The sequence below is a fragment of the Shewanella sp. M16 genome (genome assembly GCF_018224605.1).
Lineage (GTDB): Bacteria > Pseudomonadota > Gammaproteobacteria > Enterobacterales > Shewanellaceae > Shewanella > Shewanella oncorhynchi.
This window is the reverse complement of the sequence record NZ_JAGTUL010000004.1, coordinates 200,140-215,501: the sequence shown is the minus strand read 5'-3', so window position 1 is coordinate 215,501 and position 15,362 is coordinate 200,140. Positions and strand designations below refer to the sequence as shown.

12 protein-coding genes are annotated in these 15,362 nt (G+C 45.9%); 10 read left to right on the top strand and 2 right to left on the bottom strand.

The features are described 5' to 3' along the window. Positions 1-470: 470 nt before the first annotated feature. The 3 genes from fccA to KFE26_RS04520 all read left to right on the top strand — a co-directional run bounded on the left by fccA (position 471) and on the right by KFE26_RS04520 (position 4,317). Complete coding sequence (gene fccA, locus KFE26_RS04530) at positions 471-2,264, top strand: fumarate reductase flavoprotein subunit FccA (protein WP_113939829.1); 1,794 nt, start codon at positions 471-473, stop codon at positions 2,262-2,264. A 257-nt stretch (positions 2,265-2,521) separates the two neighbouring features. Beyond that, positions 2,522-3,511: a 2-hydroxyacid dehydrogenase gene (locus KFE26_RS04525; protein WP_212599778.1), complete on the top strand. Its 990-nt coding sequence runs from the start codon at positions 2,522-2,524 to the stop codon at positions 3,509-3,511. 68 nt (positions 3,512-3,579) lie between these two features. Continuing rightward, entirely contained in the window at positions 3,580-4,317 is a 738-nt protein-coding gene (locus tag KFE26_RS04520) for a dienelactone hydrolase family protein (protein ID WP_212599777.1), read from the top strand. Positions 4,318-4,491: 174 nt separating this feature from the next. Here KFE26_RS04520 and KFE26_RS04515 read toward each other — a convergent pair whose 3' ends face one another. Continuing rightward, complete coding sequence (locus tag KFE26_RS04515; RefSeq protein ID WP_113939828.1) at positions 4,492-4,896, bottom strand: DUF1801 domain-containing protein; 405 nt, start codon at positions 4,894-4,896, stop codon at positions 4,492-4,494. A gap of 324 nt (positions 4,897-5,220) precedes the next feature. On the opposite strand from KFE26_RS04515, the gene KFE26_RS04510 reads away from it, so the two are divergent. The 3 genes from KFE26_RS04510 to KFE26_RS04500 all read left to right on the top strand — a co-directional run bounded on the left by KFE26_RS04510 (position 5,221) and on the right by KFE26_RS04500 (position 9,513). Next, on the top strand, positions 5,221-7,935 hold the full coding sequence (locus tag KFE26_RS04510) for a TonB-dependent receptor (protein ID WP_212599776.1): 2,715 nt from the start codon (positions 5,221-5,223) through the stop codon (positions 7,933-7,935). A gap of 133 nt (positions 7,936-8,068) precedes the next feature. Continuing rightward, positions 8,069-8,734, top strand: coding sequence for a peptidase (locus KFE26_RS04505; RefSeq protein WP_212599775.1), 666 nt, complete (start codon positions 8,069-8,071; stop codon positions 8,732-8,734). Then, on the top strand, positions 8,731-9,513 hold the full coding sequence (locus KFE26_RS04500; RefSeq protein WP_212599774.1) for a PepSY domain-containing protein: 783 nt from the start codon (positions 8,731-8,733) through the stop codon (positions 9,511-9,513). Before KFE26_RS04505 ends, KFE26_RS04500 begins: the two co-directional genes overlap by 4 nt. Positions 9,514-9,661: 148 nt before the next feature. Here KFE26_RS04500 and KFE26_RS04495 read toward each other — a convergent pair whose 3' ends face one another. After that, positions 9,662-10,207 carry a mechanosensitive ion channel family protein gene (locus tag KFE26_RS04495; protein WP_106651494.1) on the bottom strand — a complete coding sequence of 182 codons (546 nt, stop codon included), beginning with the start codon at positions 10,205-10,207 and terminating at the stop codon, positions 9,662-9,664. A gap of 106 nt (positions 10,208-10,313) precedes the next feature. Here KFE26_RS04495 and KFE26_RS04490 point away from each other — a divergent pair, with 106 nt between their 5' ends. The 4 genes from KFE26_RS04490 to ahpF all read left to right on the top strand — a co-directional run bounded on the left by KFE26_RS04490 (position 10,314) and on the right by ahpF (position 15,350). Further along, complete coding sequence (locus KFE26_RS04490) at positions 10,314-11,057, top strand: spermidine synthase (protein ID WP_212599773.1); 744 nt, start codon at positions 10,314-10,316, stop codon at positions 11,055-11,057. An 89-nt stretch (positions 11,058-11,146) separates the two neighbouring features. Beyond that, on the top strand, positions 11,147-12,682 hold the full coding sequence (locus KFE26_RS04485; protein WP_212599772.1) for a leucyl aminopeptidase: 1,536 nt from the start codon (positions 11,147-11,149) through the stop codon (positions 12,680-12,682). Positions 12,683-13,046: 364 nt separating this feature from the next. Beyond that, the gene (ahpC, locus tag KFE26_RS04480) at positions 13,047-13,616 is read left to right on the top strand and encodes an alkyl hydroperoxide reductase subunit C (RefSeq protein WP_105250080.1); all 570 of its coding nucleotides are present in this window, start codon (positions 13,047-13,049) and stop codon (positions 13,614-13,616) included. A 162-nt stretch (positions 13,617-13,778) separates the two neighbouring features. Beyond that, the gene (gene ahpF, locus KFE26_RS04475) at positions 13,779-15,350 is read left to right on the top strand and encodes an alkyl hydroperoxide reductase subunit F (protein ID WP_113939822.1); all 1,572 of its coding nucleotides are present in this window, start codon (positions 13,779-13,781) and stop codon (positions 15,348-15,350) included. Positions 15,351-15,362: the final 12 nt, after the last annotated feature.

The window sequence follows — 15,362 nt, the reverse complement described above, 5'->3', positions numbered from 1 at the left end:
CATTTAATTAAAATTATAATATAATTTTATACAATAAAGGCTTTTGAAATAACATTATTTATAGAATATATAAAAATAAATAAACCATCTCCTCAATATACAAGATTAAATTATAATATCTATAAAATACAAATAGATAAAACACACCACCAAAGCCATAATTTATGCCATTTTTATTTTACAAAGTTAAAATCAATCCATTCAATATGTTAACTCACGCATGTTATACCGTATTGAAGCAGTGATTAGTCTCAACTTCATTAATATTTCCCATCCGATTGCACATTTTAAATATGTTATTTTCGCTGTAACAAAGGTTATGTGATCTGAACACACATATACCTCTTTAGATAGTGCTAAATTTGCAAATGGAGAATGCTCTAACAGTGCGTGAGCTGCGTAAAAAATAAATATCACGCCACGATGAATAACCCTTATTAAGTAGATGAATGTACGGCGGAGGAACTATCATGTTCACAAGAAAGATTCAAAAAACAGCACTAGCCATGCTGATCTCTGGCGCTATGGCAGGTACTGCCTATGCAGCACCAGAAGTGCTAGCCGATTTTCACGGTGAAATGGGTAGCTGCGACAGCTGCCACGTATCAGACAAAGGTGGCGTCACCAACGACAACCTTACCCATGAAAATGCTCAGTGTGTTAGCTGCCACGGTGATTTAAAAGAACTGGCCGCCGCTGCACCTAAAGATAAAGTATCACCCCATAAATCTCACCTAATTGGCGAAATTGCTTGTACTAGCTGCCATAAAGGTCATGAAAAATCAGTTACCTATTGCGATGCTTGTCACAGCTTCGGCTTCGATATGCCTTACGGTGGTAAGTGGGAACGTAAGTTTGTGCCTGTTGATGCAGACAAAGCTGCTCAAGATAAAGCCATTGCCGCTGGCGCAAAAGAAACCACTGATGTCGTGATCATAGGTTCAGGTGGTGCAGGTCTTGCTGCAGCCGTTTCAGCCCGTGATGCAGGCGCTAAAGTTATCCTGCTTGAAAAAGAACCTATCCCAGGCGGAAACACTAAACTTGCTGCTGGCGGTATGAACGCTGCAGAAACTAAGCCACAGGCTAAACTAGGTATCGCAGACAAGAAACAAATCATGATCGACGACACCATGAAAGGTGGTCGCAATATTAACGATCCTGAACTGGTCAAAACCTTAGCCAACAACTCATCAGACTCTATCGATTGGTTAACCTCTATGGGTGCCGATATGACTGACGTAGGTCGTATGGGTGGCGCAAGTGTTAACCGTAGTCACCGTCCAACAGGCGGCGCTGGCGTGGGTGCACACGTAGCACAAGTTCTATGGGACAATGCAGTGAAACGTGGTACTGACATCCGCTTAAACAGCCGTGTAGTACGTATTCTTGAAGATGCGAGCGGTAAAATTACCGGCGTATTGGTGAAGGGTGAATATACAGGTTATTACGTTGTCAAAGCTGACGCTGTCGTTATCGCAGCGGGTGGTTTTGCGAAAAATAACGATCGTGTAGCTAAGTACGATCCAAAACTGAAAGGCTTTAAAGCGACTAACCACCCTGGTGCTACAGGTGATGGCTTAGACGTGGCATTGCAAGCGGGTGCTGCAACTCGCGACTTAGAATTTATTCAAGCTCACCCAACTTACTCACCTGCTGGTGGTGTAATGATCACCGAAGCGGTACGTGGTAACGGTGCGATCGTGGTTAACCGTGAAGGTAACCGCTTTATGAACGAAATCACCACCCGTGACAAAGCGTCTGCCGCGATTCTGCAACAAAAAGGCGAAAGTGCTTATTTGGTATTCGATGACTCTATCCGTAAGAGCTTAAAAGCTATCGAAGGCTATGTGCACCTGAACATTGTTAAAGAAGGCAAAACAATTGAAGATCTGGCTAAACAGTTAGATATTCCAGCGGCCGAACTCGCTAAAACAGTGAAAGCTTATAATGGCTTTGTTAAATCAGGTAAAGATGCTCAATTTGAACGTCCTGATTTACCACGTGAATTAGTTGTTGCACCTTTCTACGCTCTCGAAATCGCGCCAGCAGTTCACCACACTATGGGTGGTGTTGTGATCGATACTAAAGCCGAAGTGAAGAGTGAAAAAACAGGCAAACCTATTGATGGTTTATATGCAGCAGGTGAAGTCACAGGTGGCGTTCACGGTGCTAACCGCTTAGGTGGTAATGCTATCTCCGATATCGTTACTTATGGCCGTATCGCGGGTGCATCTGCAGCTAAATACGCTAAAGACAAAAAGTAAAATGCAATAACAGAGGGTTAAAGGACTAACCCTCAGCTCATATAGTACGACTTTCAATATGAGAGCTCTAGCTTGAACACTTCAAGTAAAAGCAGTCAATCAATAAGCGAGCCGTCAGGGGCTCGCTTTTTTATTCCCAATTGATGATAAAGCTCACTCTTTTAAAGGGGAGTTTTCTAAGGCTAAGGACAAAAAGCCCTAACTCACTTACACTCTTTGCCAGATAATGACATCAGCAAACCCGTTAGGTGACTGAAATGAGAATTGGATTTTTTAGCGCAAAACATTACGACATGCAGCACTTTAACCGCACAAATGCTGCGTTTGATGCACAAATTGAGTACTTCGATTATCGCCTCTGCATGCAAACAGTGAAGCTTGCCGAAGGTTTTGAAATTGTCTGCGCCTTCGTCAACGATTCACTCTGTGAAGAAGTTCTGGTCGAACTCGCTAAGGGTGGCACAAAAATTATCGCCATGCGCTGCGCTGGATTTAACAACGTCGATTTAGTTGCCGCTAAACGCTTAGGCATGCAAGTCGTTAACGTACCAGCTTATTCTCCTGAATCCGTGGCCGAACATACAGTCGCACTGATGTTGACACTGAATCGAAAAATCCACAAAGCTTACCAACGCACTCGCGATGCCAACTTCTCCCTCGAAGGCTTAGTCGGCTTTAACATGTTCGGCAAAACCGTCGGCGTGATTGGTACAGGTAAAATCGGCGTAGCAACCATCAAGGTATTGCTCGGTTTTGGCTGTAAAGTCATTGCCTTCGATCCCTTTATCAATCCGGCTGTCATCGCGCTGAATGTTGAATATCAAGATCTCGACTCTATTTATGCCAACAGCGATATCATCAGCTTGCATTGCCCGTTGACCGCGGATAACCGTCACTTACTTAACCAAGCCAGCTTCGCCAAGATGAAACCCGGTGTCATGGTGATCAACACCAGCCGCGGTGGTTTACTCAATGCTTTCGACGCAATGGAAGCATTAAAACTGGGGCAAATCGGCTCGCTTGGGCTCGATGTATACGAAAACGAAAAGGGCCTGTTCTTCGAAGACAAATCGAATGAAATTATTCAAGACGATGTATTCCGTCGTTTATCAGCCTGCCATAACGTGATTTTCACGGGTCACCAAGCCTTCCTCACCGAAGAAGCCCTAGGCGCCATTGCCAAAACGACCTTGAACAATATAAAAGCACTATGTGCCGGTGAACTCTCTGGTAACGAATTGTTTTAACTGACAGATAAAATCCTGACTGCTAAAGTGAGGCTTCAACGTTTGAAGCCTCATAGAGGAATATAAATATGTTAGTGACTCAGGAAATTCAGGATATCTCCACGCCTTCAGGGCTAATGCGCACCTATATCTATCGCCCAGAAGCACAGGGAATATTCCCAAGTATCATCTTTTATTCCGAGATATTTCAGCAAACTGCGCCCATCGCCCGCACCGCCACTATTCTTGCTGGCCACGGTTTTGTGGTGTTAGTACCCGAAGTGTTCCATGAACTGAATCCTTTAGGCACTGTGCTGGCCTATGATGAATCAGGTAAAGATAAAGGTAACGCCGATAAATTTGCCAAACCCCTAGAACACCACAATAGCGATACCCAAGCACTGATCGATTTTGCCACTCAACAAACTTACTGCAATGGCAAAGTTGGCTCTATGGGCGTGTGTATCGGCGGCCACTTAGCCTACCGTGCCGCACTCAATCCCGCTATTTTAGGTGCATTTTGCCTCTATCCAACCGACATTCATTCCAACACCCTACCCTGCGCTTACGGCAATGACTCATTGAGCCGCAGCGGTGATATTCAAGGGGAATTAGTGTTAGTGTTCGGCAAGCAAGATCCCCACGTATCCGCGGAAGGCCGTGTTCTAATCCACCAGCAATTAATGGCGCTGAACCGTAACTTCACTTGGCTTGAAGTCAACGCCCAACACGCCTTTATGCGTGATGAAGGCGAACGCTATGATCCCGCACTCGCACTGCAAATGTACCTGCAAGCGGTAGCTTTTTTTCAAAGAGTGCTTCGATAATTGCCTTTGAAGAATCCTACCGCCACAAGTTAGAAGCCTTTATTGCATAATTCAAATAATGCAGCAGGTTATCCAAAACACACTTAACTAGCAAAATTCACGCTTAATGAAACAGACTAAAACCTTAACTCGCGTTAAGGTTTTAGTGATTCATCATCTTTTTATTCAATGAAACTAAGCGCCTAGTAAAGGTAGATGTTTGATACTTTTGTATTTCAACGATAATTCAATACATTGGGAAATCGCAGATTCTGGTAGGGGATCATGGATATTCAACACTATGGCTCGATTCCCTTCAAACTGCAGCACGTCGGAATGCAGCTCTCGAAATGTATCAATCAGCTTAGTTTTACAATTAAAGAATAGGTAATATTGTTCGGGATATTTAGGCTTCCAGTCAAATCTCACTGTGCTGCCATTTTTAACGGAATAACTCGGCTCGCCCCATTTTAAGCTCTCTTCCACCGCGCCTAAATCCTGCGCTTCGGCAATCGAAAAAATCAAAACTCGGATCCGCAATAGCAAGGGCGTTATATGCTCAGGATAGCCTTCAAACTTGTTCAGTACTTGCGCTTTCATGCTCTCATCCTCCAATTCATGCAATGCCGAATCATCATATCTGTAAAACAAAAAACTATGCAGCGGGCCCACATGGTTGAACTTCCAAACCCTTAGTCATCGGTGATTTATCACTTAGTGGAAATATGGAGATAGTGAAAATAAGTAGAAACAAGCGTAATTTTATTTTTCTTCATCGAAAGTGACGATTATATAAGCACTTTATTATAAATCGCGTATTAGAGGTGTGACACAGTGTCGCAGGTAGTTGAGTTTTTATTGAGATATCAGCTTAATCCTTTATAAAACATCTCATTATTTAAACAAACCTTTCATAGGCTTATTATGTCCCGCTCTGCAGTAATGACTTCAATTGCAATATCCCTAACAAGTATGGCCACTTTTTCAGGGATAGCAGCCGAAGCCGAAACTGAAGCAATGTTTCCAGCATCTGCAATTAAACCTCAATTATCGACTCCCACTGCTATCGAAAGGATTGCCATTACAGGGAGCCGAATTCAAAGGGAAGAGATGGCTTCCACAGCGCCGATGACCGTTTTTACCGCGCAAGATATCGAGAAAACCGGTGCTACCTCAGTTGAAGTATTGCTGCAAAGAATGACGGCCTCTGCGGGGTTTGCGGGTAATCAAACGAATGCCTATTGGACTGAGGGGGGCTATGGTTCAACCCAAGTTAACCTGCGCGGATTAGGGGTAAATCGCACACTCGTACTGCTCAATGGTCGACGTATGGTGAACAGTGGCACAGGGGCAAACTCCTCCGTGGATCTTAATACTATTCCCATTAGCGTGGTTGAACGAATCGAGGTATTAAAAGATGGTGCATCCGCCATTTATGGTGCAGATGCGGTTGCTGGCGTGGTCAATATCATCACTCGGCAACAAATCGAAGGGGTTGAATTTCAAGCGAGAACGGGCATAACCGAGCAAAATGATGGTGAACAGTACAAGCTCGACCTTGCCCTCGGTCATATCGGTGAGCATAGCAGTGCATATGTGGCGATGAGTTACGATAAAACCCAAGCCGTCGATATGCTGAGTCGCGCACCTTGTCCGCTTGAGGAAGTGAATGGTGAGCTAGTGTGTGGCGGTAGCTCGGCGCTGCCGGGAGGCAGAGGCCATTTCATTGATGCAAATGGCAATCAAATCGGCAATGAATTAATGCTATTGCCAACAGGAAGTGCCCCTTACACCAGTAGCCATAAGGATAATACTTATCAGTATTTTAATGCGGTTCAACCTAACGAGCGAGTCAATCTGTTTGCCTACGGTGAATATGACTTAACGGCGAGCAGCCAAATGTTTGCAGAGGCTATGTACACTCACCGTAGCTCACAATTACCCGCTACTCCGCAATCGGTGTCAGGTATCGTGATCCCTGCTTGGCATGAATCAAATCCGACCGATGCAGACTTCCTTCTCCAGAGTCGCAGACTGGCAGAAGCTCCCCGACAATTTAATATTCAAGCGGATACTTGGCGCTTAGTGACAGGTTTTAAAGGGGATTTAGATAACGGTTGGCAATGGGATGCTGCCGTTAACTTCGGCAGTAATCGTGGTTCCTATGAAGTGACCAATGTCATTAATAAGGTTCGTCTTGCCGACGCGACAGACTATAGCAATTGTAATCTTGATCCCAATGTCCCTTGCGCAGACTTTTGGGTAGCTGGCTCACTCACACCTGAAATGCTGGACTATTTTCTGTTTAACATGCGAGATAGCGGCGGTAATGAGCAGTTTAGCCTCACAACGAATATCACAGGCGATCTATGGCAGTTACCCGCGGGCATGATGAGTTTTGCCGCAGGACTAGAGCACAGAAACGAGAAAGGATGGAATGATCCTGACCCACTTAAAATCAGTGGTGAAGCAAACACAGCTCAGCAAGAACCGATTGATGGTAGTTACACTGCCGACGAAATCTATCTTGAAGCCTTATTACCTATGTTAAGCGGCCTGCACTTTGCTAAGTCGGTCGAATTAACTGCGGCGTTGCGATATTCCTATTTTGATACCTTCGGTGGTGATACCAATTATAAAATGGGGCTGCTGTGGGTCGTCAATGACACAGTGACGCTGCGGGCCACCCAATCTACGGCATTCAGAGTACCGAATATTCCTGAGTTGTTTGGCGGCATAGATCAAGGCTCCATGAATACCACAGATCCTTGTAGCGAGTGGGCTAAGCTCGATCCTAGCTCGAATCGATACGCTAATTGTATGGCATCAAACGTGCCAACGAATTATAAACAAGAAGGCACTATTTTAACCGACCGTGGCGGCAATGCCGAGCTAGAACCAGAAGAGGCCAATACCTTTACTGCCGGTATTGTTTGGGATCTGGGATTTATTGAAGGGCTCAATATCACGCTCGATTACTACAAAATAGAGATTAATAACGCCATTAACTCAGTCAATGGTTCGAGCAAATTAGCCGCCTGTTACGACAGTAAAGGGATGACGCATCCTTTCTGTAGCGACGAGCACTTTGTGCGAGACGCGATGACAGGCAACATCACCTACTTACAGACACAACTGGGCAACGCCGCCAACGAAGTGGTTTCAGGTGTTGATATGGCGATGTTTTACCAGAAAGAGATGGGCAGCGTTGTGACTAATACGACTTGGGAGCTGAGCTATTTAGATCAATACGATCTACAAACCTACGCTGGCGCCCCCGTTGAATCACGAGCTGGCACCATTGGTTATGATGGTAGCTACACCAAATGGCGCTCAAACCTCTATTTTGATATCACGAATGACAATTGGCGCTTTAGCTACAACATTCAATATATCGGCGCGGCGGATGATCAATATGCCAATGCCGGAGATATAGGTGACTCCGTTGATGCGGTCACTTACCATAACGCACAGGTTCATTATCAAATGGACAACAATATAGCCTTAACGGCAGGTATCGATAACCTGTTCGATAAACCAGCGCCATATCATCAAAGCTTTACCGATGGTAATACCAACACTATGACGTACGACCTAATGGGACGTCGTTACTATGTCGGAATGAAATGGGCTCTGTAATGCTTTGGGCTTAAGGGGGTAATCCCCCTAAGCAAGCTGGCTAAATTAATTAAATAAAAAGTGAGTCATCAACTTGAAGCGGGTTAACACACTAAAACGAGTCTCATCAGCACACTTTCTACACCGATGGTTGATGCTATTGCTGGTGCTGCCGATTGGGATCTGGTCAGTCACAGGCAGCTATTTCGTCTTAATGGATCTTGGGTTTATCCGTGGCGATTATATTAAAGTGCAAGACACCCAGCATATCAATCCCAGCCAGATCCAGTACCCAATCGCAGCGGTTTATGCGCGTTTCCCTAAGGCTCAAGCAATCGCGTTAACCTCAATCACTGATACCCTCTATTACCGGATTAAACTGAACGATAAGTCCATTCTCGTGGACGCAGATTCGGGTGAGTTATTGCCTTCGATAACGGAGAAACAAGCCCGAATGATAGCTTCAAACTATCAGCATAACGGGTCTTTACCCTTAGAGGCTAAGCTTGTTAGTGCAACTCTGCTCACCGATATCGCCCCAGCTGAACTAGCGCCGCAATACCTACCAGTTTGGAGAATGGATTTTAACGATAGCGCTGCTACAAGCCTTTACCTATCAGCAACAACGGGAGAGTTAGTCACGCGCAGACATGACTATTGGCGTTTGTTCGATCTCTTTTGGAAATGGCACATTATGGATTACGACGAGGGTGAAGCCATCGACAATCTTCTACTGCTGAGCACGGCTCTAGTCTCCATTGTGGCTGTGTTAGCTGGCTTCGTCTTACTGTGGCAGCGAAGAAGGAGGTATCTGAGATGATGCCGAATCTTAAACTTAAGCCTAAACCTAAGCCTCAAAGTAAACACTTCAAACGCTGGGTCAAAATCGCCCACTATTGGCTCGGTGCCATAGTAAGCATTCAACTGCTACTTTGGCTTGTTACTGGGGTCTATTTCAATTTAACGCCCCATGATGAACTCAAGGGAATGGAGTACCAGCTTAGCCATAGTCCTGCACCGCAAAAGCAAGAGTTTGATCCACAAAAGCTCGTGGATATCGCTCCCTTACTGGCTAAGCATACTCAGGTAGAAAGCCTGACATTAATGGCGCTCGCGGGTAAGCCCGTTTATGTACTCGATGCAAAGGTGCAGCGCTATGCACACCAGTGCCAGCAGCAAACCTTGATTGATGCATATACGGGAAATACCTTACTCATTAATAAACAAAGCGCGCAACAACTGGCGCTTGAAAGTTATACCGGGCCAGGGAAAATTACCCAAGTTAAGCAAATATCAGCCCCCATTAGCGAGTGGCCAACCCAGTGCAATTCACTTTGGCAAATAGATATGGATGATGACCTGTCGACGCGAATTTATATCAATACAGTTAATGGCGAATTAGTTGGCCATAAAAATGACCACACAGACATCGCCGACTTGATGTTTAAATTGCACTTTATGGATTACCTCAATCAAGGTACTTTTAACAACCCCTTTAGCTGGCTGCTGGGGATACTGACCTTGTTGTTATCCCTATCTGGCCTGTATTGGGTTATTGATAATCTTGTACTCAAGCGCTATCGGTTAAGTCTGAGTTGAATGGCTAGAACGGCAAGAGCTATTTCATTCATCTCATCGTACGCCGCGATTGGTTAATAGACCCTATAAGCCTGCCAAACGACTCAGACACGCCCACGAACGCTCAGCACAGTTTGATAATCAATATAGCGCTGCGCAACTATCCAAACTACTCAGGATCAAACTTCTTTTTGCCTTCGAGTAACGCCTGACGTTCGGCTAAGGGGGTTTGATCGGCCAGCTTTAACACTGCCTTTTGCAGCATGAGGTTATTAGGATAAGTGATGGTATCGCCGTTATCGCGATGAATCAGCACATGGAATAACGCGATTTCGATGATCACGCCGCTAATATCTTCATCCTTATCGACCACCCGAATGCGCTCGCCGATACGGTAAGGAAACACGAAAAAGATCAGCACGCCAGCGGTTAAATTACTCAATATCGACCATTGAGCAACCAATGCTACGCCCATTACTGCAAAGGCGGATGACACAAATAGCGACACATCCTGATAGCCTAGTCCAAGCGAGACCGCCATCAATGACAGAGTAATAAAAAACATCACATAGGAAATAAAACGGGTCACTAAACTGGTCCGTGCAACACTCACTTGCTTCATTTGCGCGAGTTTTCTAACCCAATGGGTTAAGGCGCGCTGTAAAAAGATAAACACTGCAAGATAAATACAGGCAAGCAGGATTTGATTTGTCATAATAGCGGCTCAATTAACTAAAACTGTCTGAATTCTAACTTTTTTGCGCGAGCAGTTATAGCCCGTGCAAATAAGCCAAACAGCTAAACCGAGTAATTAATCCAATATGGCCGATTCGACCCTCTTACATGAAACCCAAGACGCACTAGGCCCGATTCGCGTAATCGATTATGACGACTCACGGATCTTGTCCTTTGGGGATAACGATGAGCAGAGTAAGATCCTCAAGGCGGCGCCCCATATTCCCCAGCACACTTATGTGCAAGCCATGTTGTTGGTTTTACTGTTTTGTAAGCCCAAGAGCGCTATTGTTTTAGGTTTAGGCGGCGGCTCAATTATTCACTCACTGCGCAATTTTGACGCGGCAATAAAGTTAACAGCGGTGGAACTACGCCCCGCGGTGATTGAGTTAGCTAAGCGCTATTTTCAGCTGCCGATAGGTAAAAAGCTCAATCTTATCAATGATGATGCTATTGCTTTTTTAGCTGCTGGCGATCATAAAAAAGTGGATGTAATTTTTGCCGATATTTATACAGCCAAAGGCGTTGAAACAGGGCAGCTTTCGCCAATATTCCTTGAGCAGTGCACTAACCTCATCAAACCCAACGGTTATTTAGTACTGAACTGCTGGAAAGAACATAGCCAAAATCGCGAGTTGTTAGCCGACTTACAACAACACTTTGCCCATGTGAACGCTTGTCTCACAGGCGGCGGTAATTGGGTGATTTTTGCGAGCCAATCGCCACAGCTTTTAGGCACCTCGGCCCTTAAAAGTAGTGCTCAATCTTTATCGCAACAATTGGATTTTGCCCTTGATCGATCATTGACACGCTTTGGGCCTTGGATTTAATACTAATATCAGCAAAATAGCGTAAATTAGTTAACCCTAAGGCTGAGCTTTGATATTCTTCTCACACTTCCATGATATGAGCTGTCACCATGAAAAATAATAATAAATTGATGTTAAGCGTTATGGCTCTGGCGTGCCTTAACTCTCTCAATGCTAACGCCGAAAGTTTTAGTTTTGACACTCGTAGCTCACTGAATTCAGATACATTAGTGCTATTCCAAAGTGCTGACTCCACTACCTATGGGATCGACTTTTTACCTCAGTCGACCCAAGATCAATTAAACCTAGCAACGGCGGATAATATTTTTTCCGGCAAACGGGGAGAAATCCTCGAGATTTTGGTACCCAGCGAAATTGATGCTAAACGGGTCTTACTGGTCGGCATTGGCGATGCAAAAAACTTAACGCCCGGCGACATTAATACCATCGGCGGCAATGTTGCGGCCAAACTCGATACGGTTCCCCAAGCCACAGTGCGTGTACTCACCCAAGGCTTAACTGCCGCGCCGCTATTTGCCTCTGAGCTTGCCCACGGAATTGAACTACGCAGTTATCGTTATACTCAGTTCAAAGCGAGCCCCCGTGCCGAGAAGAATTACCAAATCGCTGTCGATGATTTAAGTCGCAACCAAAAACACCATAAAAATCTGCAAGCGGTTGAAGCAGGTGTGTTTTTAGCGCGCGATCTGACAAACGCACCTGCAGACATTATGTATCCCGACAGCTTTGCTAACGAAGCCAGAAAACTCAAATCCCTCGGCGTTAAAGTCACGGTATTAGAAGCCAAAGATATCGAACGTCTACAACTGGGCGCCTTAGCTGCTGTAGGTAAAGGCAGCGAGCGCCCACCTAAGTTAGTGGTCGCCCATTGGCCTGGTAGCAAAGACGCGCCAATCGCACTGGTCGGTAAAGGCATCACCTTCGACTCGGGTGGTTACAATATTAAGGCGACAGGTACTTCAATCGCGCGGATGAAGTCAGATATGGCAGGTGCAGCCACAGTGCTTGGCACTATAAAAGCTATGGCGATTCAAAAAGCGCCTGTCAACGTAGTGGCGATTATGCCAATGGCGGAGAACATGGTATCGGGTCATGCAATGATCCCAGGTGATGTGATTAAAACCGCCCAAGGTCTCACCGTTGAAGTGCTCAACACCGATGCCGAAGGTCGCCTAGTGCTGGCCGATGGCCTCTGGTATGCCAGAGAAAATTATAAGCCATCAGTGATTATCGATGTTGCGACACTGACAGGCTCAAAAGTGAATGCGTTAGGCAATGTTTACGCAGGCTTGTTTACCGATTCTGAGCCTTTAGTGCAGCAGCTAACTTATGCAGGTCAACAGGTTGGCGAAAAAGTCTGGCGCTTACCGTTAGATCAAGCCTATGCGGATGAGCTTAAATCCACTATCGCGGATCTCACAAACACAGGTAAAGAAGGCAGCGCTGGCGCTTCCTCTGCGGCCATGTTCTTAAAACGCTTTGCGGGCGAACAGCCTTGGGCACATCTCGATATCGCGGGCAATGCCTTAACCGCCACCGATACCGCTGTTGTGCCTGCGGGGGCAACAGGTTACGGCGTGCGCTTACTCAGCACTTGGTTAACTCAACCCAAAGCACAGAACTAGAACCTAGAACCTAGAACCTAGAACCTAGAACCTAGAACCTCAGTATCTTGTTTTAATTGTATTTACACTTTAAGGGATATCATTGATATCCCTTTTTTATGCTCGAAATTTATCTTATCTCAATCACCAAAGACCAGCCGACTAAACCCAAACAACACCCAGTCACGCCAAACCCACAGCAGTCGCAGAAAAACCGATTGAGTCCGACCTAATCGCATCACCATTCGACTAAACCGATTAGGATAATAGTTTTTATCCGTTATCTTAATTTTAATCGAGTCGGTAATATGCTTCACATCGACAGGACGCAAGCAAATGTCCTCGTTATGAACTTAAGCCATCATCAACTAAATGGAAGCATAAAATGACTCAATCAATTATCAACAGCACAATCAAACCATTCAAAGCCACTGCATTCCACAATGGTGAGTTCGTTCCAGTAACTGAACAAGACCTGTTAGGTAAATGGTCTGTTGTCTTCTTCTACCCAGCAGATTTTACCTTTGTTTGCCCAACTGAATTAGGCGACATGGCTGATCACTACGAAAAACTGCAAGGAATGGGTGTTGAAGTTTACTCAGTATCAACTGACACTCACTTCACTCACAAAGCATGGCATGACACGTCAGACACCATCAAGAAGATCAACTTCCCAATGCTGGCTGACCCAACAGGCACTATCAGCCGTAACTTCGGCGTGATGATTGAAGAAGACGGTTTAGCACTACGTGGTACTTTCGTGATTAACCCAGAAGGCCAAATCAAGGTCAGCGAAGTTCACGATTTAGGCATCGGCCGTAGCGCTCAAGAGCTAGTTCGTAAAATTCAAGCTGCTCAATATGTTGCTACTCACGATGGCGAAGTTTGCCCAGCTAAATGGCAACCAGGTGACGAAACATTAGCACCGTCTTTAGACCTCGTTGGCAAAATCTAATTTAGTCTGCAAAGCGTCAACCCCGCCAGTCTAGCGTCCTAAGCTGATTGGCGTTACAGCCGACACAGTTGTAGCGCCACGCAGCAAAGGATTAAGCCCGCCCCAGCAAGGGCCTAGACTGGCCCCCTTTTTCTCCCTTTTACGCGATTTTGGAGTCATCACATGTTAGATGCGAATTTAAAAAATCAACTGCAAACCTATCTGCAAAACCTCAAGAGACCAGTTGAACTTGTCGTGTCTGCAGATGAAAGTAGAAAGTCTCAAGAATTAAAAAGCTTAGCGCAAGACATTGTCAGCCTATCTTCTCTGGTGAGCCTGAAAGAAGTTCAGGGCGAACGCATCCCGGCGATGACAGTGATTAACCCAGAGCTTAATACGCAAATCAGCTTTGCTGGTCTGCCTATGGGTCACGAATTTACCTCACTCGTGCTGGCATTACTGCACACGGGTGGACACCCAATCAAACTCAGCGATGATATTATTGAGCAGATCCGCAATCTGCCAGGCAAATATGCCTTTGAAACTTACGTCTCACTGACCTGCCAAAACTGCCCAGACGTAGTACAGGCACTGAACATGATGGCGGCCATTAACCCGAATATCACCAACGTGATGATCGACGGTGCCCTGTTCCAAGAAGAAGTGACCAGCAAAAACATTATGGCTGTGCCTTCTGTCTACTTAAATGGCGAAGTGTTTGCAGCCGGCCGTATCAGCATTGGCGAGATCCTCAATAAACTGGATACCAATGCCGCAAGCCGTAAGGCCGATGAAATTAATGAAAAAGCGCCATTCGAAGTCTTAGTCGTTGGCGGCGGCCCAGCCGGCGCAGCAGCAGCCATTTATGCAGCACGTAAAGGACTTCGCACCGGTATTGTTGCCGACAAGTTTGGCGGACAAGTGGCTGAAACCGTCGGTATCGAGAACTTTATTTCGGTCAAAGCGACCGAAGGTCCAAAACTAGTGGCAAACCTTGAAGCCCATGTACGAGACTACGAAGTCGACATCATGGACAACCAAAAGGCAGTGTCGTTATCAACAGATGGCTTGTTCGAGCTTGAACTGGCAAGCGGCGCTAAATTACGTAGCCGTACCGTATTGTTAGCCACAGGTGCCCGCTGGCGTGAGATGAACGTCCCGGGCGAGAAAGAATACCGCGGCAAAGGCGTCGCATACTGCCCACATTGTGATGGCCCGTTATTTAAGGGCAAGCGTGTGGCGGTGATCGGCGGCGGTAACTCAGGTATCGAAGCGGCTATCGATCTTGCCAACATAGTAGAACATGTGACTGTGCTGGAATTTGATAAAACCCTGCGCGCTGACGATGTACTGCAACGTAAAGCGGCTTCTATGGGTAACATTAAAATCATTACCCAAGCCATGACCACTGAAGTGACTGGCGATGGTACTCGGGTTAATGGCCTGAACTACACAGACAGAGCCACTGGCGAGAGTCACCATGTCGCACTTGCAGGTATCTTCGTGCAGATTGGGCTAGTACCGAATGCGGAATGGTTAAAGGGCACTATCGATTTAACCCCAAGGGGCGAGATCATAGTCGATGAGCGCGGACAAACCTCAGTCCCAGGTATTTTTGCCGCAGGTGATGTCACTAACTCACCTTTCAAGCAAATTATCATTGCCATGGGCAGCGGCGCGACCGCATCACTGGGCGCATTTGATTACTTAATTCGCCACAGCGATGAAGAAACCGCCGCGACCAAAGCCGCTTAAGGCTTAACTCGT

Excerpts from the sequence above, each read along its gene's own strand:
- KFE26_RS04500 (WP_212599774.1), top strand. The coding sequence starts at position 8,731 with ATGATGCCGAATCTTAAACTTAAGCCTAAACCTAAGCCTCAAAGTAAA.
- ahpC (WP_105250080.1), top strand. The coding sequence starts at position 13,047 with ATGACTCAATCAATTATCAACAGCACAATCAAACCATTCAAAGCCACT.
- KFE26_RS04515 (WP_113939828.1), bottom strand. The coding sequence starts at position 4,896 with ATGAAAGCGCAAGTACTGAACAAGTTTGAAGGCTATCCTGAGCATATA.
- KFE26_RS04495 (WP_106651494.1), bottom strand. The coding sequence starts at position 10,207 with ATGACAAATCAAATCCTGCTTGCCTGTATTTATCTTGCAGTGTTTATC.
- KFE26_RS04510 (WP_212599776.1), top strand. The coding sequence starts at position 5,221 with ATGTCCCGCTCTGCAGTAATGACTTCAATTGCAATATCCCTAACAAGT.
- KFE26_RS04505 (WP_212599775.1), top strand. The coding sequence starts at position 8,069 with ATGCTATTGCTGGTGCTGCCGATTGGGATCTGGTCAGTCACAGGCAGC.
- KFE26_RS04520 (WP_212599777.1), top strand. The coding sequence starts at position 3,580 with ATGTTAGTGACTCAGGAAATTCAGGATATCTCCACGCCTTCAGGGCTA.
- KFE26_RS04525 (WP_212599778.1), top strand. The coding sequence starts at position 2,522 with ATGAGAATTGGATTTTTTAGCGCAAAACATTACGACATGCAGCACTTT.
- KFE26_RS04485 (WP_212599772.1), top strand. The coding sequence starts at position 11,147 with ATGAAAAATAATAATAAATTGATGTTAAGCGTTATGGCTCTGGCGTGC.
- ahpF (WP_113939822.1), top strand. The coding sequence starts at position 13,779 with ATGTTAGATGCGAATTTAAAAAATCAACTGCAAACCTATCTGCAAAAC.
- KFE26_RS04490 (WP_212599773.1), top strand. The coding sequence starts at position 10,314 with ATGGCCGATTCGACCCTCTTACATGAAACCCAAGACGCACTAGGCCCG.
- fccA (WP_113939829.1), top strand. The coding sequence starts at position 471 with ATGTTCACAAGAAAGATTCAAAAAACAGCACTAGCCATGCTGATCTCT.